Source organism: Streptomyces sp. NPDC048643, from assembly GCF_040650615.1.
Taxonomy (GTDB): Bacteria; Actinomycetota; Actinomycetes; order Streptomycetales; family Streptomycetaceae; genus Streptomyces.
The window spans coordinates 26,856-48,345 of the sequence record NZ_JBEZHO010000047.1 but is presented as its reverse complement, the minus strand read 5'-3'; the positions used below and the strand labels follow the sequence as shown (position 1 = coordinate 48,345).

The window sequence follows — 21,490 nt, the reverse complement described above, 5'->3', positions numbered from 1 at the left end:
CCACGTTAGGTTTCACCCATGACCGACACGACTGCTTCTCGTACCACCGGCGCCGTCGCCGCCGGGCTCGCCACCCTCACCGCCGACGGCACCGTTCTCGACACCTGGTTCCCCGCGCCCGAACTGTCCGCCGAGCCCGGCCCGGCAGGCACCGAGCGGCTGTCCGCCGAGCGGGCCGTCGAACTGCTCGGCGAGGGCGCCGCCCAGGCGATCGGCCCGGACGCCCGCCGCGGCGTCGAGGTGGTCGCGGTCCGTACGGTCATCGCGTCCCTCGACGACAAGCCGCTCGACGCGCACGACGCCTACCTGCGCCTGCACCTCCTCTCGCACCGCCTGGTCAAGCCGCACGGCCAGAACCTGGACGGCCTGTTCGGCCTGCTCACCAACGTCGCGTGGACCTCGCTCGGCCCCGTCGCCGTCGACGACATCGAGAAGGTCCGGCTGAACGCCCGCGCCGGCGGCCTGCACCTCCAGGTGACCTCCATCGACAAGTTCCCGCGCATGACGGACTACGTCGCGCCGAAGGGCGTCCGGATCGCCGACGCCGACCGGGTCCGCCTCGGCGCGCACCTCGCCGAGGGCACGACGGTCATGCACGAGGGCTTCGTGAACTTCAACGCGGGCACGCTCGGTACCTCCATGGTCGAGGGCCGCATCTCCGCCGGCGTCGTGGTCGGCAACGGCTCTGACATCGGCGGCGGCGCGTCCACCATGGGCACCCTGTCCGGCGGCGGCAACGTCCGCATCACCATCGGCGAGCGCTGCCTCGTCGGTGCGGAGGCGGGAGTCGGTATCGCCCTCGGCGACGAGTGCGTCGTCGAGGCCGGTCTGTACGTCACGGCCGGCACGCGCGTGACGATGCCCGACGGTGAGATCGTCAAGGCCCGTGAGCTGTCCGGCGCCTCGAACATCCTGTTCCGTCGCAACTCGGTCACCGGCAAGGTCGAGGCCCGCCCGAACAACGCGGTGTGGGGCGGCCTGAACGAGGTTCTGCACAGCCACAACTGATCACCGGCGGCCGTGACTTGCGGCGGCCGAATCGATCAACGCTCTGACCTGCCGCTGAGCTGTCGTCAGTTGTCGACGTCGGTCAGCATCGAGCGCCCTTCCACGGCCCCAGGACGGCCCGGGAGGGCGCTCGTGCGTTGAGGGAGACATCCGCCTTGTAAGTTCGGTCCAACTGGCCCTTGGCCGGGCATAGCTGCGCGCACAAGACCGCCTACAGCCGCCCAATGCCGCAGCTGTCCGTGGTCGTTGATGTCAGCCTGGATGTCACCGGAACAACTGCGGCAGGGGCAGATCTCCAAGGGCACGCTCGGCCGCTCGCCCGACTCCACCAGACGTGCCACTTGGCAAACCCCCACGGCGATCGGCAGGTCCGCCAGCCATCCTCCTCCCGCCCGGAGTGAGCGGAGCCTCCGGGCGGGAAGGGCACTCGCGTCAACACGGACTGGGTGCCGCTCGCTCTTGCGCTTGCACAGCCATGGAGACAGGCAGGGAAGGCGCGCATGCCGGAGTCTTCAGTCGCCGACCTCAGCGCATGTGGATGCGCGGAGTCGAACCCCTTGGCCTGGAGCGAGCAGTGCAAACTCATCACGGAATACGACCGGCCTGTGCGCACAGCGTTGATCGATCCTGGCGATCGGACACGGTTCACCCTGCTCTTTCTCACCGAGGACGGCAGCGCACACGTGGCCTGCGCTAGCTGGCCGATGCCGCTAGTTGCCAGGAAGCCACCGCTTTGGGAGCGAGGTGGGGCGATCGCACGCGTGACCTGCGATTTCCCTGCCTTGAGCGGGGTCGACGGCGCGCGCTTCTGCGTACCCCGACTCCCCGTGAGTCCCCGCCCGTTCTGGCACGGCTGTGGCACGGCTTCGCGCCTCCGCTTCAGCGTCGACGGTTCGAGCGCCCGCGTTGGCGCCCCAGCAGCCTCGCCTGCTCGCTCTTCAGGTGAGAGAACCGGTCGCGGGTGTACTCCCTCAGCTCCCGGCCAGGGAACGGTATGAGTGACAGGTGTTCTTCGTAATTGCCCTTGGCCCACTGCGCGGCGGTGATCTCGTATCCAGCGACATGCGCGCAGAGCTGAAGCAGGGCCGAAGGCATCTCCTCCTCGATCAGGAGATCGGCCTTCGTGACCACCACATCGCGCATTACCTGAATGTTGGGGATGAAGACGGTAGTGGCCCATGTGCGCCACCGCGCGAGTTCCTGCTCGGTGGGAGGTATGTCGTGGTGGAAGGGATCGCGCCCATCGGGGCGGGCGTACATCTCAGAGAAGGTGTCGTAGGCGCGACTGTTGGCTTCCATCAGCGCGAACAGAGGACCGTAGAAGTCGCTCAACTGGACGTTGACCCGCGTCAGTCGGGCCTGTCTCTGCACCAGTCGCAGGCCGTTGAGATAGGTCGCCAGGTAGCCGATGAACGCCAGCCCGACGGTCAAGATCACTGTGGTCATGAGAGGTGATGGTAAGCCGATCTGATCGGATCACCTGATCGCCAGTCCCGTTCCCCTGCACGTCCTCGAACTCAAGGTCGGCGGAGTCTCCATGACCGAGTCGGCCGGCGGGGCGCCGCCCGTGGTCGACGGTGACGCTCCGCGTGGTAGTCAGCCTTTGAGGTCTGGCCTCATCCTTATCAGGTCGATCACGGGGGCCGACCAGCGTCGGCCAACCGCCCGTGCGCCACGGCTGGCCCTCCCCTGGGGTCCGGCTTCGATCGCCCCTGTTCGTCCTTGTTGACGTCAGGCGCTGATGTCATCAGCCACAAGTGGTCTTAGAGAACGATCGAGCCGCCCAGCGCGAAGAGGGAGCGCGCCCGGCGGAGCGGAGCGTAGCCGGGGCTTGATGAAGTAGGGAAAGTTCTACCGCGCTGCGATCAGGCCCTTGCGTCATGGCTCCCCACGTGTCGTCCGTCGCCGGCCAAGGCGTCCAGGAGCCGGGTCGAGAACACCCCGGGCATGCGCTCGCTGACCTCTTCAGGGGCCCTGGCCCCCGTGGATCGGGTCTTCCGGAATCCAGGTGACATCGACGACGGCCCCGATACGGCCCGTGAGGCAACATGTGCCCGTGACCTGCTACGGGTTCGGAACAGCCACAACTGACGACCGGTCACCGGCGATGGGCCGGTGTCGCACGGTGTGCGGTCGAGGCCCTCCCGCTTTGTGGGAGGGCCTCGACGCGTCCCGGGTCCCGTCCGGTCTGCTACGCCTCGGTGTCCGGCGTGGTGGCGAACTCCCTCAGGGTGTCGAAGTCGCCCTCGCGCAGCCCCAGTCGGGGGTTCACGTGCCGCAGCAGTGCGGGCGCGGCGTGGTGGGCGGTGACGAACTCCTGGTCCGCCGTGCTCTGTTCGTCGTCCACCCAGGCGAAGGGGCGGCCCTGCGCGTACTCCACGATGCGTTCCGTCTTCCAGTGGACGCCGTCGGGCCGCTCGACGAACAGGGCGCCCGTGAAGTCGACGTAGGGGAGTTCGGGGAGGCCGACGACGGGGGCGATCCAGCGGTTGGCCGCGTCCATCCACGTGGTCGCCCAGCACAGGTCGTACCCGAGGCCGAGCAGCACGCTGCCGTGACCGGGGTGCAGCCAGACGCGCAGCGGCCGGCCCGGCTCCAGGGCCACCCGGATCGTGGTGTACCCCTCGGGCCGGCGTTCCTTCTGGGCCGCGTACGGGTTGAGGGGACCGTCGACGTCGAGGAACAGCAGGGGGCGGCTCACCTCGACAAGGTACGACAGGGACGATGCCGGCCCGCGGGAATTTCGCTCCGCGTGCGGGCCGCGAGCCCGGTGATCCCCCGCCGTCGAGGGGTTCTGGAAATTCTCGCCCGTCCGAGGCATAGCGGCGGGCGGTCGCGCGCGTCACAGGGAGCACAGGGGACGGGTGCAGTGCCCGCCGGGGAAGAGAAGGTGACGATGGATGCCGCAGCGCAGGAGAGTTTCAAGGAGTTCGTGGCGAGCAGGTCGTCCGCGCTGCTGAAGACGGCCGTCCTCCTCAGCGCCGGCGACCGGCACACCGCCGAGGACCTGCTGCAGAACGCGCTGATCAAGGTGGCGGGCCACTGGAACCGGGTCGAGGAACCGGAGGCGTACGTACGGCGGGTCCTCTACCGGCAGCAGATCAGCCGCTGGCGGCTGAAGTGGCCGCGCCGGGAACTCAGCGTCGCCGAGATGCCCGAGGCGGGCACCGGAGCGGACGCGGCGTCCGCCGCCGAACTGCGCCTCGTGATGCGTGGGGCGCTGGCACGGCTCACCGCCCGGCAGCGCGCCGTGCTCGTCCTGCGCTATTTCGAGGACCTTCCGGAGGCCGACGTGGCCCGGATCCTGGGGTGCTCCGTGGGGACCGTACGGTCCACGACGCACCGCTCACTGGCTCGGCTGCGCACCCTCGCGCCCGAACTCGCGGCGCTTGGCCCCGCCGGGGCGGAGCAGCAGACCCGCCACAACTCGCCCGTGGAGGTGCGTCCGTGAACGTCGATCAACTGGTGGCCGACGCCTTCCGCGAGCAGGCCGCGGACAGCATGCCCGCGCCCCCGTACTTCGCCGAACGCGTCCTGGCGGTACGGCGCCGCCGCCGCACCCGCAGGCTCGCGTCCGTCGCCGTGGCCACCGTCGCCGCGATCGCCGTCGCGGTGGGCGTACCCCGCCTCGTCGGTGGCGGGGACGACGTACGTCCCGCGAGCGAGATGAACAAGAGCGCCATCATCGCGCACCCGGACCAGACACCGCCCCGGGACCTGATCGCCGCCGGGGACACGGCGCTGGCCGCCTACTACGTCCGGCACAGGGTCGTGAAGTCCGCGACGGACGCCGTCAACGGCCGTACCTACAGCCTTCTCGACCAGAAGACCGGCAAGTACGTGAAGACCACCAAGTGGTCGTATGTCAGTGTGGCTCCCGGCATGCGGACCGCCGCCGTCCTGGAGAAGGAGCTCCCGGCCAGAAGGATCGGTCTGCTCGACCTGCTCACCGGCAGGGTCGAGCGCTGGATCCCCGTGGACCACGGTGTCGCGTCGGTCGAGTTCTCCTCCGACGGCCGCAAGCTCGTCGCGACGACGTACGCCAAGGACCCGGATCTCGTCCACAAGCTGGACTACGACTCTGACGGGGACGGCAAGAAGAACGACTGGGGCGTGCCCTTCGACACATCGGACCGGACAGGCTTCTGCATCGTCGACGTGGGCTCCGGCAGGAGCTCCTGGAACGAAGTCACCGACTCGCAGGACCTGAACGCCCGCCAGGACTTCGCCTTCAGCAACGATGCCCAGCTGGTCTACTCAGGGCTCACCACGACGCCCGGCACCCGGTTCTACGACCTCCACGGCAACAGGGCCGCCACTCCTGCGAACGAGAAGCACTTGAACTGGTACGTCGAGGCACGGCTGTCCCCGGACGGAAAGCTCGGCGCCGGTGACTTCGCGGGCGGGCGCAAGACGACGGCCTCGGAGATCATCGACCCGCACAGCGGCAAGCGGGTCGCCAAGGTGCACGGGCAACAGCTGCTTGCCTGGACCGACAACAAGCGACTGATCGCCTGGGACATCGCGCCCGGCACGAACGAGTTCCACAACCGGTTGGTTCTTGTCACCATCGGCAGCGACACAGTGGTCCCGCTCAGTGGCTTCCGCAAGGGCAACGACGGCGCGGGCGGCCGTTGGGATCCGGTCTTCGCGAAGCGCTGAGGCGCGGGATCGAAGGGCGAGTGACGGGCGAAGGCACACGTTCGCCCGTCCTGACGGGAGGGGGCGGACGGGGGTCGGCCCCACCCGTCAGGACACCGTGGCGACCAGCTCCTCGTACGTCTTCAGCAGCCCGTCGGCCGTCTCGCGGTCGGCGGGGCGCAGCGGGCGGCGGAGAGGGCCGGCGGGCAGGTCGAGGGCGGTGAGGAGCGCCTTCGACGTGACCGCGCCCGGCAGACCGGCCGACATCATCGACTCGATGAGGGGGAGAAGCCGCCGTTGGAGGCGGGCCGCGCCGCCGGTGTCCCCGGCGTCGAACAGGTCGAGCAGCGAGCGGAACTGACGGGGTGCCACGTTCGCGACCGTGCTCACGTACCCGGCCGCTCCGATCGCGTACAGGGCGAGCACCTGCTCGTCGCAGCCCGCGTAGAACGCCAACTCCGTGCGGGCCAGGACCTTCTGGGTGCCGAGGAGGTCGTACGCGCAGTCCTTGACCGCCACGATCCGCGGGTGACCGGCGAGCCGGATCAGCGTCTCCGGTTCGATCCGGGTGCCGGTGCGCCCCGGGATGTCGTACAGCACGAGCGGCAGGCCCGATGCGTCCGCGACCTCCCGGAAGTGCTCCTCGACCGCGTCCTGCGGGGGCCGGCTGTAGTACGGCGCGACCACCAACAGACCGTCCGCGCCCGCCTTCTCGGCCGCCAGCGCCAGCTCCATGGTGTGCCGGGTGTCGGCGGTCCCCACCCCCGCGACGATCGACGCCCGGCCACCGACGGCCTCCCGCACCGCGCGCACGAGCGTGGCCTTCTCGGCGTCCGTGGTGGTCGGCGACTCGCCCGTCGTACCGGAGAGGACCAGGCCTTCGCATCCTTGGGCCACCAGGCGCTCGGCGAGCCGCTGCGCGCCGTCGACGTCCAGCGCGCCCGCGTCGGTGAAGGGCGTGACCATCGCACAGAGGGCCCGCCCGAAGGGGGCGTCGGGCCGGGACGGCGGCCGGGTCGCCGGGGGAGGGATGGCTGCGGTCGGGGGAGTGGTCGTCGGATCGTTCATGGAAGGAGTGTCGGACGCTCGATGGTGAAGCTCCACTTAATTTTCCTACGAGGTATCGACAATGAACGCTAATCAGTGGGGAGGGTGATGCGGATGAGGCGTCGGGGGCGTCCCTGAGGCGCCGAGGCGTTGATGCCAAACCGGGGCGTCATCGGTCACCATGACGAGGACGGCAGTCGTCGGCACAGCGGGAGGCGTCATGAGGCTCGGCAAGGCACTCGCCACCGGAGTCGCGCGGGAGCAGGTCCACACGTGCGAGGAAGAGGTCGAACTCCCCGAGAGCGGAGCGGAGTTCGAGGTGTCCGTGCCCGAAGAGGTTCCGGCCGGACGATGAGACTGCGGCTCCCCGAGGAACGCCCGACGGAGCCGCCGACCGGATACAAGATCGCCCACCCGGTGCTGTCCCAGGACGGCACCCGGGCCGGGTTCACCGGCGTATCCCTGGGCGGGGCGCTGCCGTACGGAGTGCTGGACGAGGCGCGCTGCGTCTACGGACGGCGCCACCGGGCACCGCACCGCCGCTGCGACTGCGGCTTCCACTGCGTGCACGCGTCGGCCGACGCCGAGGCGATGCTGTGCACCGCCGAGCACCGGGCCGCCGTCCTCCTCGAAGTCTCCGTGCTCGGTGCCTACATCCGCTTCGAGAAGGGGTTCCGCTCCGCGCGCCAGCGGGTGCGCACGGCCACCGTGGGCCCCTGCGTCTGCGGCTCGGCGGCCGGAGCCCTGGCCGACGCGGGCTGGGGGCGCCCGGGCTGGCGCGCCCTGACGGCGGCCTGCGCGGGATGCGTACGCGGCCGTACGGCGCTGTCGCTCGCGTCCTTCGCGCGGCTGGCCGGCGAGGGGCTGCGGGTCCGGGCGGCCGAGGGCCCCGTCGTCGCCACGGCCGACCTCGGGGTGTCCGAGCTGGTCGCGGAGGCCGCCCTGCTCCAAGCCCGACTCGACTGGTTCCAGGGCCGGTTGGCCCGACTCGAAGATCGGGGTCCGCAGGGGTAACGCCGCCCGCCTCGGGTACCCGGGCCTCCGCGAGCGAGAGGAGGCGGGACGATCGTGGCCAGGACCCTGGACCGGAACCCCGTGCCGAGCAGGCACGGGTGGCCTTCCGTGGACGGGTCCACGGGCCGGACCGTCCGTGTCCTCCGCTCGCCGGTACGGCAGGAAATGGGCCCCGCCGGGCACGAGTCGGCGGAGCACCCCCGACGTGCCGGGCGCGGCGGCGGGCCGCTCGGCGCCGCGGACGGCAACGGCCCTGCCGGGTCGCTGACCGGGTCCGCGGCGGGAGTCGCCGCGCCCTCCCCGACACCACCCGCCTGGACGCCACCCCCCTCTGCGTGGACGAAGCCGACACCCGTGCGGGTGCGTGCCAGATCCGCGCGGGGGAAGCCGATGCCCATGTGGGCGAGGGCGGTTGACGTCCCGGCGGTCGCCGCCGGTGCGCCCCGCGTGCGTGCACGGCGGCGTCGGGACCCCGACGACCAGTTCGAGGAAAGGGCACACCGATGACGGAGAACGACGGGAAGGGCGCGGTCACGGGCCCGGACGCCGCCAGGGCCCCGGACACGGGGACGGCCGACGGCGTGGGGAGGTCCGCCGACCCGGCCGGCACGGTCGGCCCGGCCGGCGCCACGGGCGCCGACAACCCGGAGGAACTGCGACGCCAGATCGAACGGACCAGGAGCCGGCTCGACGCCGAGGCGAAGGAGCCGGAGGCCGGGAAGGACGTCACGTCCCGCGCCCGCACCCACGCCGCCGACCTCAAGGAGCAGGCCGACACGGTCACGGTCCGGATGAAGGACACGGCGGCCGAGGCCGGCCGGGCCGCGCAGGACGGTGCCGTGGAGGCCGGACACGCCGTGCAGGACAAGGCGGCCCATACGGGGCACGTCGTCCAGGACAAGGCGGCCCGGGCGGGTCAGGTGGTCCAGGAGAAGGCCGTCGAGGCCGGTCGCGTCGTCCAGGGCAGTGTCCCGGAGTCGCTGCGCACCGCGGCCACTTCGGTCGTCGAGGCCGGGCGTCGCACCCCGCGCCCGGCGCTCTTCGCGAGCGCGGGCGCCGGTGCGCTGCTCGCAGTGAGCCTGCTCCGCAGGTGGCGCAACGGTCGTCGAGGGCGCCGTTGACCACCGCCTGAGGGGCTGGAGGGGAGCGATGCGGCGGCGAACCGGATTCCGGTTCGCCGCCGCATCACGTCTGCCGTGTGGGGTTGTGCGTATTCCGGCGGGGGGTGCGGGACGGGCGGCCGCTGAGCGGGCCAGGTGACGGAGCGGGAGGCTGCGGCCCCTTGGACCGGCCTCCCCTTGGACCCGCACGCCTGTGGACCCGCACGCCCCTGGATCCGCCTGTGGACCCGCACGCCCCTGGATCCGCTGGCCCCCATGGCTCCGCGGGCCGGTATGGCGCCGACCCGCGGGTGTGCTTCCGGTCCCGGGTGCCTCGCAGCCGTCACGCCCTCCCCGCCGCGTCCCGTCCGGGGCCGCCCTTGCCCAGCGGGACGACACCCGTGTCCACCTTTTCCCGGGCGGCCCGCAGGGCCCGCAGACGCGGGGGCCACTTGCGGGTGTCGCGCGGTTCGACGTAGGGCTCCTCGGTGGGGAGCCGGCCGTCGCTGCCGATGGCGCGCTGGCGGGCCAGCTCCGCGTCGAACTCCAGGCCCAGCAGGATGGCCAGGTTGGTGAGCCACAGCCACACCAGGAAGATGATGGCGCCCGCGAGAGCCCCGTACGTCTTGTTGTACGAGGCGAAGCCCGCGGCGTAGACGGCGAAGCCCGCGGACGCGGCCAGCCAGATCAGGGTGGCGATGACGCTGCCCGGGCTGAACCAACGGAAGCCGTGGCCATGGACGTTGGGGGCGGCCCAGTACAGCAGCGCGATCATCAGCTGGACGAACACCAGCAGGACGGGCCACTTGGCGACCGACCACGCCGTGATCGCCGCGTCGCCGAGCCCGATGGCGGTGCCGGCCCGCTCGGCCAGTGGACCGGTGAACACGACGATCACCGCGCTCGCGCTGAGCAGCAGCATCAGCGTGACGGTCAGCGCCAGCCGCAGCGGCGTGACCTTCCAGACCGGGCGCCCCTCCGGCAGGTCGTACACCGCGTTGGAGGTGCGGATGAACGCGCCGACGTAGCCGGACGCGGACCACAGTGCCGCGCACAGTCCGACGATCGCGAGCACGCTGCCCGTACCGCCGCTGTCCCCCAGCTGCGTCACCGCGTCCTGCAGGATCTGGCGGACGGGTCCGGGGGCCAAGTCGCCGACGTTGTCGAGGAGTCGGTTGGTGACGCGCTGCCCCATGACGCCCAGCAGGGACACCAGGACGAGGAGCGCGGGGAACAGGGACAGGACGCCGTAGTAGGTCAACGCGGCTGCCCGGTCCGAGAGTTCGTCGTCCTGGAACTCCTTCGCCGTGCGCCACGACACGGCCCACCACGATCGTGCGGTCAGTCTGGCGGGGCCGTCCTCGTCGGCCCGTCCCGCCGTGTCCGTCTCGGGGTCCGGGCCCGGATCCGTGCGGGTGTCCGCGTCCACCCTCGCGTCCGCCCCCGTGTCCGGAAGAGCTCGTTGCTTCGATTCCGGTCGCTTCTCGTCCATGTCCGGCGGGTTGCCCGAATCCCGCCGCTGAAGCCACCCGGGAGCCCACTGAAACCGGCGGGGGCCCCGCGGAGGCATCCGGAGGGTCCGGCGACGGGTATGCCGGGCGGATCACCGACCACTTCAGCCGTCTGGACAAAAAAAGTGTTCGGTGGGAGGGTGGAGTCATGTTGGACGTGACCGTGATCGAGGACGCCGAGGCCGCCGCCGTGTCGCTGGACCCCATCAGGTCCCGGCTGCTGGCCGAGCTGGCCGCCGGACCCGCGTCGGCCGCCATGCTGGCCGGCAAGGTCGGGCTGCCCCGGCAGAAGGTGAACTACCACCTCAAGACGCTGGAGCGGCACGGCCTGGTCGAGCTGGCGGGCGAGCGCCGCAAGGGCAACGTCACCGAGCGGCTGATGCGCGCGACCGCCGCGTCGTACGTCATCTCGCCGCTCGCGCTCGCCGCCGTGCAGCCCGACCCGGACCGCTTCCGGGACCAGTTGTCGGCCCGCTGGCTGCTCGCGCTCGGCGCCCGCCTGGTCCGGGACGTCGGCACGCTGATCACCGGCGCCACCAAGGCCCGCAAACGGCTGGCCACCTACGCGCTCGACGGCGAGGTGACCTTCGCGTCCGCCGTCGAACGGGCCGCGTTCATCGAGGAGTTGACGGCCGGCGTCGGCGCGCTCATCAGCAAGTACCACGACGGGGACGCGACGGGCGGGCGACCGCACCGGATCGTCGTCGCCGTCCACCCCACCGTCCGTCCCCAAGCGGCGGCCGATCCGGTGACCGGGGACGGAGCGGCAGCCCTGCCCGCGCCGCATGCCATGACCGGACCCGGACCCGGACCCGGACCCGAACCCGTGGACGAAGACCCCGCGCGGCCCGAGACCGCCCGCTGACCCCCCAGGAGCCATCACCATGTCCAAGGAATTCGAGATCGCCCGCGAGTACGAGGTGGACGCCACGCCCCAGCAGATGTGGGAGGCGATCACCGACGGCAGCGGCGGCTGGCTGTGGCCGGTGGAGTACGAGCCCCGCGAGGGCGGTGCGGGCCCCTTCGGCAGCACGATCACCGCCTGGGACCCGCCGCACCGGCTGAGCGTGCGCACCGAGGACGTCGGGTTCTCGGTGCAGAGCCTCAACCAGATCGACCACACCATCGAGCCCCGGAACGACGGCCGCAGTTCCTGGGTCCGCTATGTGCACAGCGGGATCTTCACCGACGACTGGGACAACCAGTACGACGGAGCCGGCAAGCACACCGACTTCTACCTGCACACCCTGCGCGAGTACGTGACCCGCTTCGCGGGCCGTCCCGTCGCCTTCGCCACCTTCGACGGACCGGGCACGTCCACGGCGGCCGGTTCCTTCGCCGCGGTGGGACGGGCGCTCGGCCTCGCGGACGACGCCGCGGCGGGCACCCCGGTGCGCGCCCAGGGTCCGGGCGGAGACGCGTTCGACGCGGTGGTCGACTACCGCAACCCTTACTTCATCGGCCTGCGCACCGACGACGCCCTCATCCGCTTCTTCGGACGCGACCACTGGGGCGCGCCGGTCGGCATCAGCGTCCACGACTTCGCGCAAGGCGCCGACGCCAAGGCCGACGAGACCGCCTGGAAGGGCTGGCTGGACGGCGTCTTCACCGGCTGAGCCGCGCGCGGCCTGTGGACGGCGAAGAGCCCGGCCCCCCGGACGACGGGGCCGGGCTCTCGCGCACCTGAGCGACTACGGGCGGAACCGCAGCACCTGCGGGTCGTGGTCGCTGATCTGGTCGGAGAACTCCGAGTTGATGTGCACGCTGTCGTACTTCAGGTCGCAGCCCTTGCGGATCGCGGGACTGACCAGGATCTGGTCGAGGACCTGGGCGTTGCCCTGGTAGTCGTACGTGTAACGCTCGCTCTTCGGCAGCGACTTGATCGCCGACCAGAGTTCGCCGTCGCCCTCCAGGATCTTCGCCGTGTCGGAGAACTCGAAGTCGTTGATGTCGCCGAGCGTGATGACGTCGGCGTTCTTCTGCGCCTTCAGGATCTCCTTGACGAAGCCGTTCACGGCGGTCGCCTGGGCGTGCCGCTGCACCTCCGAGCTGCGCGCCGGGGGCTGGTACTGCGCGGTCAGCCCCTGGTCACCGCCCTTGGAGTTCAGGTGGTTGGCTATCACGAACACCGTGCGGCCGCGGAAGACGAACTCGCCCGCGAGCGGCTTGCGGCTGTTCGCCCAGGCCGTGTTCGCCGGGTCGACGCGGCCGGGGGACGCGGTGAGCTGTGCCTTGCCGTGCGTCTTCGTGACACCGACGGCGGTGGTCGCGTCGCCGCCCGCGCGGTCGGTGAAGGAGACCCGCTCGGGGTTGAAGAGGAAGACCTGGCGGATGTTGCCGCCGGGCTCGCCGCCGTCCTGGTCGTTCACCGGGTCGATGGAGCGCCAGTCGTACTTCGGGCCGCCCGCCGCGACGATCGCGTCGATCAGCTTGTTCACCGTCTGGTCGGCGGCGACCGTGCCGTCGTCCGTCGCGCCGTTGTTGTCCTGGATCTCCTCAAGGGACACGACGTCGGGCGACTGCAGGTTGTTCACGATCGCGGACGCGTGGGCGTCGAACGTGGCGTCGGCCGGGTCCAGGTTCTCGACGTTGTACGTCGCCACGGCCAGCTCGCCACGCGCCTGCTTGTGCGTGGTCTCGCGCTCCAGGCCGCCCTTCTTCAGGGTCCCGAGCTGGTTCGCGACGAGGGTGTAGCCGCCGAACTGGTTGTAGTCGAGCGGTCCCGCCGTGGTGCCGGTGAGCTTGTCGCCGACGTTCGCGGTCGGGAAGTCGGCCGTCGCGCCGAGCGACTGGATCTGGAGCCGGCCCGTGTTCTGCGCGGTGTACGAGCCGTACAGCGAGCCACCACGGCGGGTGTCGTTCTCGTGCGGCTTCACCGTGACCCACAGCTCCGTGTAGGGGTCGGTGGCGGTGATCACGCGGGCGTCGGCGACCTGGACGGCCATGCCCTCGAGGGACTCGTAGTAGTCCAGGGCGTACTTCTTCGGCTCCAGGGTGAGGCCGTTCACCGAGCCGGCCGCCGCGGTGTCGCCGGCGGGGGTGTACGCGCTCGGCACGGACCGGGCGTCGACGACCGTCGCGGCCGGGACGGCGTTGCCGCTGGAGACCACGGTGACCGTCGCCTTGGTGATCTCCGTGACCGACTGGTTGCCGGTGGAGGCGCCGCCCGGGACGTACTCCGAGACGGTGCCCGTCACGGTGACGGCGTCGCCGACCGCGACCTTCGGGGCCGAGCTGGTGAAGACGAAGACGCCCTCACTGGTGGCCGGGTTGTCGTCCGCGTCGGGGTCCTGGAACCAGAAACCCTTCGACGAACCGTAGGTCCGCACGCCGGTGACGACACCGGACACGTCCGTGACCGTCCTGCCCGCCAGCGGGGAGGTCCGGGTGGTGCCCTGGATGTCGTGGATGCGGACGGAGTCCGCGTGGGCCGGAGTGGTGAGCACCACGGCGGAAAGGGTGGAACAGACGGCGGCAACGGTCAGCGCGCCGATGCGCGACGTTCTCTTGCTCGGCAAGGGAGTCCTCCGGGGGCGTTCTTGGGCGCCGGGACGAGGGTGGGCTGTGCTGGACGGAACGCGGCCCGATTCCGGGCCGGTGACGCGCGTAGAAGTGGACGGTCCGCACGGCCGTTGAACTTCTACGCGCGTCAATCTCGTGTGTGGCGTGGGGAGTTGTCAAGGTTTCAGCGGTGTCCTGGAGGTGTCAGGGACATGAACCGGGCGGCATGGGTGGAAATCCGTCTAGGCTGAGCTGTTGGCACGGACGTCCCCGGCGGACTTCGGATCCTCGGGTCCGGGAACGCCCGGTGAGGTCCGGTGCCGGCCGCGGCCGACGGTGGCCCGCCACCTCCCGGTGCGGCCCAGGGCGTGTCCGTGAAGTCGCGTCGTCCGCCCGAAGGGCGGGCCCGGCGGCGTCTGGAGCGTGCTCTCGGCGTGCCGGATGCGGGCCCTCGTACTGGATGTACCGGGGTCTGCGCCCGGTGCGGAGAGCGTGCGTGCCAGGCGCCGCCGGGCGGACGGGACTGTGCGGATGCGCCCTGGGGCGGCAGCCCGCCTGAACCGCTTGCCCTGCTTGTCATGGTTGTTCGGAGGAGAACCCAGCCGATGTCAGACAGCTCCTTGCCGCCGGTGCGGCTGCTCTCCGAGGCCCAGCTGGCGCGGGACGCGCTCGCGGCGCCCCTGCTCTCCCGTGCCGCGCGGCTGGCCCGCTGGGCGGGCCCCGCCACCCGGGTCGGAGCCGGCGGCGAACTCGTCGAGGAACAGCTCCCCGAGGCCGCCGAGGTCCTCGGCCTCACCGGCGACGACGCGGCCGCCTTCGCCAGTGAGGCCTGGCGGGTCGCCGTCGACACCGGGCTCGTCGAGGTCGTCGACGAGGAGGAGGGGACCGTCGGCGCGGGCGAGGACCTCGCCGTGCTCACCTCCGGCGCCCCGCAGGACGTCCTCGGCGTGTGGCTCGGCGCCCTCGACACCGTCCTCGCCGACGCGAGCGTCCCCGACCTGGACGACCTCGTCGAGGCCATGGACGAGAGCGGCGAGATCGACCTCTCCTCCCTGGACTGGGACCCCGAGGCGGAGGCCGAGTTCCTCGACGGGGTGCTCGGCAACCTGTACCTGCTCACCGTCGGCGAGGACACGGCCGGCGAGGTCCCGGTGCCGCTGCCCGCGCTCGCCGCCTCCATGATCGTGCCCGACGACATGGGAGAGCCCACCGACGACGTCCTGGAGCAGGTCTCGGACGCCATGATGCGGCTCGACGACCAGTTCCGGCTGCTGGAGCCCATCGGTCTCGTCGACTTCCAGCCCGTCGACGAGGCGCTCATGGCCGACGCCGACGAGGAACCCGCCGCCCCCGTCGACGACACCGACATCGCGCGCTACGGCGTCGTCCGGCTCACCCCGCTCGGCCTCTACGGACTGCGCGCGCGACTGGCCGAGGCCGGCTTCGACGCCCCCGCCGTCGGCGACCTCGCGGACAAGGGCGCCGACACGCTCCTCGACGGCACGTCCGGTTTCCCGCCGGCCGCCGCGCAGGCCGAGATCGAGCAGTGGCTCGCCCGGCGCGCCGTACTGCCCGCCGCGGAGGAACTGCTGTCCGCGGCGCGCGGCGGCGACGCGGGCGCGCCGCTGCGCCGCCTGCACTGCCAGCAGGCGCTCTCGCTGGTCGGCGCGGAGGCCGAGCCCGCGCTGCGCGCCGTGCTCGACGACCCCGAACTGGGGGGCCTCGCCCGCGTCTGGCTCTCCGAGAACGGCGCCACCGACGTGCCCCCGCCGTCCGAGGACCTCGTCTTCTGGCTCACCATCGACACGGTCGCGGCCCAGCTCGCCGCCGAGGGGAACTCCGACGAGCTCCAGGCCCTGGTGGAGGGCCTGGCCCAGCAGCACAGCGGCTTCTTCGACACCGCCTGGCGCGTCGGTCACCCGGCCACCCCGGACGTCCTCGAAGCGATGGGGCGCCTGCACCCCGACAAGAAGATCGCCAAGGAAGCCCGCAAGGCGGCGTTCAAGGCGCGATCGCAGCAGGCGGGATGACGACGGGCTCCGGGTGCCCGCGCCGGTGGGCGGGCACCCGGACGGCCCACGGGCCCCGCAGCGGGGTGTGCCCGTATCGGTCGGGGATCCTGACGGGCGCGGTCCGGCGCCCGGATGTCGGACCCGTGGACGCCCGGGGCGGCGCGGCAGGGCCGGTGCTGATGGGCGGGCGGGAGCGCCCGTCGCGGGGCGTGGTCCGGCGTGGAGCTGTGAGTTCCGGATGCGCCGGGTGGGTGCATTCATGGAAGCGGGACCCCTGAAGTCGGCGCGCGTTCAACTCGCGTTCAGCCGGGGGCGGGACGGTGTGGCCGCGTACGAGGTCGCCACCCGCCCCCCACGGCAGTCCGAGTCCACCGTCACAGGAGACATCACATGTCGCTCACCCGCAGGGACTTCGCCAGACAGTCCGCGATCACCGGTGCAGGCGTGGCCCTGGTCGGCAGCGTAGGCGCCCTCGCCACCGCTCCCAACGCGCTCGCGGCCACCGAGACGGACACGGAGGCCGCGGAATCCGCGGAGGGCCGCCACGGGCACGGGCACGAGCACGGCGGCGTCGGCTACGGGCCGCTCGTCACCGACCCGGAAGGCCTTCTCTCGCTCCCCGCAGGGTTCACCTACCGCGTGATCACGCACAGCGGGAAGACCAGGCTGGAGTCGGGCGAGTTCACCCCCTCCAACCACGACGGCACGTCCACCTTCAGCGGCCCGCGCGGCGCCACCCTCCTCGTCAACAACCACGAGCTGGCCGGCCCCCGCGCCAACTGGCCCTACCCCGTGCCGCTCACCGAGGGGCTCGTCTACGACCCCGCCGCCGCGGGCGGCTGCACGGTCGTCGAGGTGCGCCGGGACAAGGTCGCCGAGTGGGTCGGCATCGCCGGTACGGCCACCAACTGCGCGGGCGGCAACACCCCGTGGGGCACCTGGCTCACCTGTGAGGAGACCGAGGACAAGGCCGGCACGAACGGCTTCACCAAGGACCACGGCTACGTCTTCGAGGTCGACCCCGAGGACCGCCGCCGCAACCGGAACCCCAAGCCGATCAAGGCACTCGGCCGTTACGCCCACGAAGCCGTCGTCGTCGACCCCAAGCGCGGTCGCCTCTACCTCACCGAGGACGCGTCCGGCCCCAACGGCCTGCTGTACCGCTGGACGCCCCCGCAGGGCTTCGAGCACGGCCACGGGCAGCTCCGGACCCTTGGCGACACCGACGGCTCGCTCCAGGCCTTCAAGTGCTTCGACTCCGGCGGCCGTTACGTCGACGACCTCTCCCGCGCCACGAAGATCGGCACCGTGTACGGCGTGGACTGGGTCGACGTCCCCGACCGCGACGCCAGGACGGTGTCCGTCCGCAAGCAGTTCACCGACGGCCAGGTCACCCGCGCCCGCAAGCTCGAAGGCATGTGGTGGGGCGACGGCGGCGTCTACATCGTCTCCTCCTACGCCCGCACCGAGAGCCCGGGGCAGGCCCACGACGGCGCCGTCTGGTTCTACGACCCCAAGCGCCGCACCCTGACGCTGAAGGTCCTCATCGGCGTGAACCCGGACCCGTCCGTCGACGGCGACTTCGACGGCCCCGACAACATCACCGTCTCCCCGTACGGCGGCCTCGTCATCGCCGAGGACGGCGAAGGCGTCCAGCACCTCTTCGGCGCCACCGAGAGCGGGCGTACGTACCCGATCGCCCGCAACGAACTCAACATCGGCACCCCCGAGGACCCCGAGTACAGCGAGTTCACCGGCGTCACCTTCTCGCCCGACGGCCGGACCCTCTACGCCAACATCCAGGTGCCGGGCATCATGGTCGCCGTCACGGGTCCCTGGAAGCGGCAGAAGCGCGGCTGAACTCCCGCCGCATTCACCGGCGTTTAATTCGCTCGCCCGACTCGCGGCCGCCTGCCTAAAGTGATGAACGTCCAGGTGCGAAGGCAGGACCTACTTCCACTCATAATGGGGCGGCCGCGGGTTCGAGTCCCGTCACCGGCACAACGCGCCGGTGTAGCTCAGGGGTAAGAGCACCTACGTCGGTTCCGCCGACCTGAACTCTGGACACCACAACTTCATGCACCTCCCGGTGCGCGGGCCGCGGCTACTTCTCTTCCAAAGAACCCACGCCGCAGCCGACTTGATCTCGGGAGGCGCAGTTCATGGTGGGTGCCCGGTGCGCAGGCAACGGTTACTTCATTGGGCCGGACGGTTGCGGGTTCGAATCCCGTCATCGGCTTCGGGTCGGTGTAGCTCAAGCGGTAGAGCATCTGAGAAAGTCCGTCGCCGACTCCTGATCTCGGGCACCCTCCATTTGCCGTGCCTCCCTCCGAAACACTTCTGAATTCGGGGGAATTCACCATGGCACGCTTCAACTTCCGCACCGCGAAGGCGCAGCCCGTCTCGCGCGTGACCTCCACCGGCCGCGTCCTGCGCACGCACCAGGGCGGCCGGGGACACGAGCGCGACGCGCGCTCCGAGCTCTTCCTGCTGGCGATCGCCAACTTCGTGTCCCAGCGGACCTTCTACGAGACCGGCTCCGACCGCGACGACCGGTTCGCCGCGCTCGTCCGGGAGCTCGCCGTCAGCGACCCGTCGTGGACGGCCGCCCTGCTCGGCTGGCTGCGCGCCGACGGCAACCTCCGCACGGCCTCGATCGTCGGTGCCGCCGAGTACGTCAAGGCGCGCCTCGACGCGGGGGTCACCGACGGACTCGCCAACCGGCAGGTCGTCGACTCCGTGCTGCGCCGGCCCGACGAGCCGGGCGAGCTGCTCGCCTACTGGACCTCCCGGTACGGCCGCAACGTGCCCAAGCCCGTGAAGCGGGGCGTCGCCGACGCCGTACGACGGCTCTACGGCGCCACGTCCCTGCTGAAGTACGACACCGCGTCCAAGGGCTACCGCTTCGGCGACATCCTCAACCTCGTGCACGCGGCGCCCGACCCGGCGAAGCCGTGGCAGGGCGACCTGTTCCGGTACGCGCTGGACCGGCGCCACAACCCGGACCGGGCCGAGGTCCCCACGTCCCTGTCCGCGCTCGTCGCCCACCGCGAGCTGATGGCGCTGCCGTCCGCCGAGCGGCGCGCGGTCGTCACCGGTCCGGACGGCGCGCGGCGGCTCGCCGCCGCGGGCATGACCTGGGAGGCGCTGGCCGGCTGGCTCCAGGGCCCCATGGACAAGGCCGCCTGGGAGGCGGTCATCCCCTCCATGGGGGCGATGGCGCTCGTCCGCAACCTGCGGAACTTCGACGAGGCGGGCGTGAGCGACGAGGTGGCGGCGCGGGTCGCCGCGAAGATCAGCGACCCGGTGCAGGTCGCGCGCTCGCGGCAGTTCCCGTTCCGGTACCTCGCCGCGTACCAGCACGCGCCGTCGCTGCGCTGGGCGTACCCGCTGGAGCAGGCGCTCGGGCACTCGCTGGCCAACGTGCCCGCGCTGCCCGGGCGGACGCTGGTGCTCGTCGACCGCTCGGGTTCGATGTTCTACTCGCGGCTGTCCGACCGCTCGGAGCTGAACCGGGCCGACGCGGCGGCGATCTTCGGTACGGCGCTGGCGCTGCGGGCCGCGGACGCGGATCTCGTCGAGTTCGGCACCAGCAGCAAGCGGGTGCCGTTCCGGGCGGGGGAGTCGGTGCTGAAGGTTCTCGAGCGGTTCGGGGATCTGGGGGGTACGAACACGAGCGAGGCGGTGCGGGCGCACTACCGGTCGCACGACCGGGTGCTCATCGTCACCGACGAGCAGGCCGCGCACAGTTCGTTCGGTGACCCGACCTCGCAGGTCCCGGAGCAGGTGCCGGTCTACACGTGGAACCTTGCCGGTTACCGTGCGGGCCACGGTCCGTCGGGGAAGGGGCGGGGGCACCGGCACACGTTCGGCGGCCTCTCGGACGCGGCCTTCCGGCTGGTGCCGCTTCTGGAGTCGGCACGGGATGCGGACTGGCCGTGGGCGGTGGCGTGAGGTTCGGCTGCGCGCCGGGCGTTCCGGGTGCGGTCCGGTGGGTGGGTCGGGGCCGTGCCGGTACATCCGTCCGTCGCCGCTGGATCAGACGTGGGTCGAGAGGCTTGACCTGCTCGATCCGAACGTAAGCGACGGACATCTGATGTACCGGCACGGCCCCTCCCGCCGGACGCCGGGTGCGGGCCGTGCGTGATTTTCAGCCCCCAGGCGGCAGAGTCAGCCCCTCCGGCGCTCGCCATCCTTCAGTCCCTCCGGCGTTCGCCATCTTCCAGCCCCGGGCGTTCGCCATTTTTCAGCCCCTCCGGCGTTTGAGGAGCGGGGGCTGGGGCGGAGCCCAGGGGCGGGAAGGGTAGGGGCGGAGGGGGCGAGAGAAGGCTTGGGGGAGGGGGTCCCTCCCGCGCCGGGGTCGAGGGGGATGACCTGTCGGGGTGGTGCCGGGGGTCAGAGGGACTGGGCTGCGGGCTTGACCATGCCGCGGACCGTGCGGCCCTTGACGAACTCGCCCATGGCGGTCATCTCCCACTCCCCGGAGAACTGCTTGATCAGCTTCGCCATCATCACGCCCGTCTGCGCCTCCGCGTTGGTGAGGTCGAAGCGGACGAGCTCCTCGCCGGTGGCGGCGTCGATGAGGCGGCAGTAGGCCTTGGCGACCTCGGTGAACTTCTGGCCGGAGAAGGAGTTGACCGTGAAGACGAGGCCGGTGACCTCCTGGGGGAGGCGGCCGAGGTCGACGGTGATCACCTCGTCGTCCCCGCCGCCCTCACCGGTGAGATTGTCGCCGGAGTGCTTGATCGCGCCGTTCACGATCGACAGCTTGCCGAAGTAGCAGCTGTCGATGTGGTTGCGCTGCGGCCCGAACGCGATGACCGAGGCGTCCAGGTCGATGTCCTTGCCGCGGTACGCGGGCTCCCAGCCGAGACCCATCTGGACCTGGGAGAGGAAGGGACGGCCGCCCTTGACCAGGGACACCGTCTGGTTCTTCTGGAGGCTGACCCGGCCCTTGTCGAGGTTGATCTTGCCGGCGCCCGGCGCGGCGGCGGGGGGCGCCGGGGGCGCCGCCGGGGCGGGCGGGGCGGAGAGGCGGGGGTCCGCGGCCGGCGCCGGGGGCGTCACGGGGGCCTGCGGTGCGGGGGCGGGCTGGGCGGCGGGAGCGGGCTCCTCCACGCTCACGCCGAAGTCGGTGGCGATGCCCGCCAGGCCGTTCGCATACCCCTGGCCGACGGCGCGGGCCTTCCACGCGCCGTTGCGGAGGTAGACCTCGACGATCACCAGGGCCGTCTCCGTGCCCAGCTGGGGCGGGGTGAAGGTGGCCAGCACCGCGTTGTCGTCCGCGTTGCGGATGGTGGCGGTGGGCTCGATGCCCTGGAAGGACTGGCCCGCGGCGTCCGGGCTCGCGGTGACGACGATCTTCTCGATGCCCGGCGGGACCGCCGCGGTGTCCACGATGATCGCGTCCGGCGCCGTGCCGCCGCCGGAGCGGTAGGTCACGCCCGGGCCGGTGGGCTGGTTGTAGAAGATGAAGTCCTCGTCGGAGCGCACCTTGCCGTCGGCGGTGAGCAGCAGGCTCGACACGTCGAGCCGCACCGGGGCGGTGACGTCCACCGTCACGCGCGAGACGGGGAGAGGGATGTTCGAGCCGGGGGTCATAGCTGTCATGACTGGGGTAACGAGCGGAGGCGCTTTACCGTTCCCTTACCCAAGA

17 protein-coding genes, 1 tRNA gene and 1 pseudogene are annotated in these 21,490 nt (G+C 71.4%); 12 read left to right on the top strand and 7 right to left on the bottom strand.

The features are described from left to right. Positions 1–18: 18 nt before the first annotated feature. Positions 19–1,008 (top strand): 2,3,4,5-tetrahydropyridine-2,6-dicarboxylate N-succinyltransferase, encoded by a 990-nt coding sequence (dapD, locus tag AB0C62_RS33075; RefSeq protein ID WP_358822154.1) that lies wholly within the window; start codon positions 19–21, stop codon positions 1,006–1,008. Between the two features lie 879 nt (positions 1,009–1,887). On the opposite strand, the gene AB0C62_RS33070 is transcribed toward dapD, so the two are convergent. From AB0C62_RS33070 to AB0C62_RS33060, 3 genes and pseudogenes are all read right to left on the bottom strand, one after another. Next, on the bottom strand, positions 1,888–2,454 hold the full coding sequence (locus tag AB0C62_RS33070) for a hypothetical protein (RefSeq protein WP_362979521.1): 567 nt from the start codon (positions 2,452–2,454) through the stop codon (positions 1,888–1,890). Between the two features lie 419 nt (positions 2,455–2,873). Next, positions 2,874–2,978 (bottom strand): annotated as a pseudogene (locus AB0C62_RS33065) (NUDIX hydrolase); the annotation flags it as partial. Between the two features lie 221 nt (positions 2,979–3,199). Beyond that, positions 3,200–3,709 (bottom strand): hypothetical protein, encoded by a 510-nt coding sequence (locus AB0C62_RS33060; RefSeq protein WP_362979519.1) that lies wholly within the window; start codon positions 3,707–3,709, stop codon positions 3,200–3,202. Positions 3,710–3,904: 195 nt separating this feature from the next. On the opposite strand from AB0C62_RS33060, the gene AB0C62_RS33055 reads away from it, so the two are divergent. Then, positions 3,905–4,459, top strand: a complete 555-nt coding sequence (locus tag AB0C62_RS33055) for a SigE family RNA polymerase sigma factor (protein WP_362979517.1) — start codon at positions 3,905–3,907, stop codon at positions 4,457–4,459. Beyond that, positions 4,456–5,670, top strand: coding sequence for a WD40 repeat domain-containing protein (locus AB0C62_RS33050; RefSeq protein WP_362979515.1), 1,215 nt, complete (start codon positions 4,456–4,458; stop codon positions 5,668–5,670). The genes AB0C62_RS33055 and AB0C62_RS33050 overlap by 4 nt, the downstream gene beginning before the upstream one ends. A gap of 87 nt (positions 5,671–5,757) precedes the next feature. Here the strand turns inward: AB0C62_RS33050 and dapA are convergent, their stop codons facing one another. Next, positions 5,758–6,717, bottom strand: coding sequence for a 4-hydroxy-tetrahydrodipicolinate synthase (gene dapA, locus AB0C62_RS33045; protein WP_362979513.1), 960 nt, complete (start codon positions 6,715–6,717; stop codon positions 5,758–5,760). 199 nt (positions 6,718–6,916) lie between these two features. Here dapA and AB0C62_RS33040 point away from each other — a divergent pair, with 199 nt between their 5' ends. The 3 genes from AB0C62_RS33040 (at position 6,917) to AB0C62_RS33030 (ending at position 8,831) form a co-directional block, all read left to right on the top strand. Continuing rightward, entirely contained in the window at positions 6,917–7,051 is a 135-nt protein-coding gene (locus AB0C62_RS33040) for a hypothetical protein (protein ID WP_362979511.1), read from the top strand. Further along, positions 7,048–7,710, top strand: coding sequence for a hypothetical protein (locus tag AB0C62_RS33035; protein ID WP_362979509.1), 663 nt, complete (start codon positions 7,048–7,050; stop codon positions 7,708–7,710). Before AB0C62_RS33040 ends, AB0C62_RS33035 begins: the two co-directional genes overlap by 4 nt. Before the next feature lie 503 nt (positions 7,711–8,213). After that, on the top strand, positions 8,214–8,831 hold the full coding sequence (locus AB0C62_RS33030; RefSeq protein WP_362979507.1) for a DUF3618 domain-containing protein: 618 nt from the start codon (positions 8,214–8,216) through the stop codon (positions 8,829–8,831). A 322-nt stretch (positions 8,832–9,153) separates the two neighbouring features. Here AB0C62_RS33030 and AB0C62_RS33025 read toward each other — a convergent pair whose 3' ends face one another. Then, entirely contained in the window at positions 9,154–10,302 is a 1,149-nt protein-coding gene (locus AB0C62_RS33025; protein WP_362979506.1) for a YihY/virulence factor BrkB family protein, read from the bottom strand. Positions 10,303–10,469: 167 nt separating this feature from the next. Between AB0C62_RS33025 and AB0C62_RS33020 the strand changes: the two genes are divergently transcribed. Together AB0C62_RS33020 and AB0C62_RS33015 are read left to right on the top strand one after the other, a co-directional pair. Continuing rightward, on the top strand, positions 10,470–11,186 hold the full coding sequence (locus AB0C62_RS33020; protein WP_362979504.1) for a winged helix-turn-helix domain-containing protein: 717 nt from the start codon (positions 10,470–10,472) through the stop codon (positions 11,184–11,186). A 19-nt stretch (positions 11,187–11,205) separates the two neighbouring features. Then, positions 11,206–11,937 carry an SRPBCC domain-containing protein gene (locus AB0C62_RS33015; protein WP_362979502.1) on the top strand — a complete coding sequence of 244 codons (732 nt, stop codon included), beginning with the start codon at positions 11,206–11,208 and terminating at the stop codon, positions 11,935–11,937. 75 nt (positions 11,938–12,012) lie between these two features. Here the strand turns inward: AB0C62_RS33015 and AB0C62_RS33010 are convergent, their stop codons facing one another. Beyond that, positions 12,013–13,839, bottom strand: coding sequence for an endonuclease/exonuclease/phosphatase family protein (locus AB0C62_RS33010; RefSeq protein WP_362979500.1), 1,827 nt, complete (start codon positions 13,837–13,839; stop codon positions 12,013–12,015). Between the two features lie 588 nt (positions 13,840–14,427). On the opposite strand from AB0C62_RS33010, the gene AB0C62_RS33005 reads away from it, so the two are divergent. The 4 genes from AB0C62_RS33005 (at position 14,428) to AB0C62_RS32990 (ending at position 19,788) form a co-directional block, all read left to right on the top strand. Further along, a complete protein-coding gene (locus tag AB0C62_RS33005; RefSeq protein WP_362979498.1) occupies positions 14,428–15,852 on the top strand; it encodes a hypothetical protein in 1,425 nt (474 codons plus the stop codon). Positions 15,853–16,224: 372 nt separating this feature from the next. After that, positions 16,225–17,694 carry an alkaline phosphatase PhoX gene (locus AB0C62_RS33000; RefSeq protein ID WP_362979496.1) on the top strand — a complete coding sequence of 490 codons (1,470 nt, stop codon included), beginning with the start codon at positions 16,225–16,227 and terminating at the stop codon, positions 17,692–17,694. Positions 17,695–17,762: 68 nt separating this feature from the next. Next, positions 17,763–17,832 (top strand) — tRNA-Met (locus AB0C62_RS32995). Between the two features lie 363 nt (positions 17,833–18,195). After that, entirely contained in the window at positions 18,196–19,788 is a 1,593-nt protein-coding gene (locus AB0C62_RS32990; protein WP_362979494.1) for a TROVE domain-containing protein, read from the top strand. Between the two features lie 441 nt (positions 19,789–20,229). On the opposite strand, the gene AB0C62_RS32985 is transcribed toward AB0C62_RS32990, so the two are convergent. Next, positions 20,230–21,435 (bottom strand): TerD family protein, encoded by a 1,206-nt coding sequence (locus AB0C62_RS32985; RefSeq protein WP_362979566.1) that lies wholly within the window; start codon positions 21,433–21,435, stop codon positions 20,230–20,232. Positions 21,436–21,490: the final 55 nt, after the last annotated feature.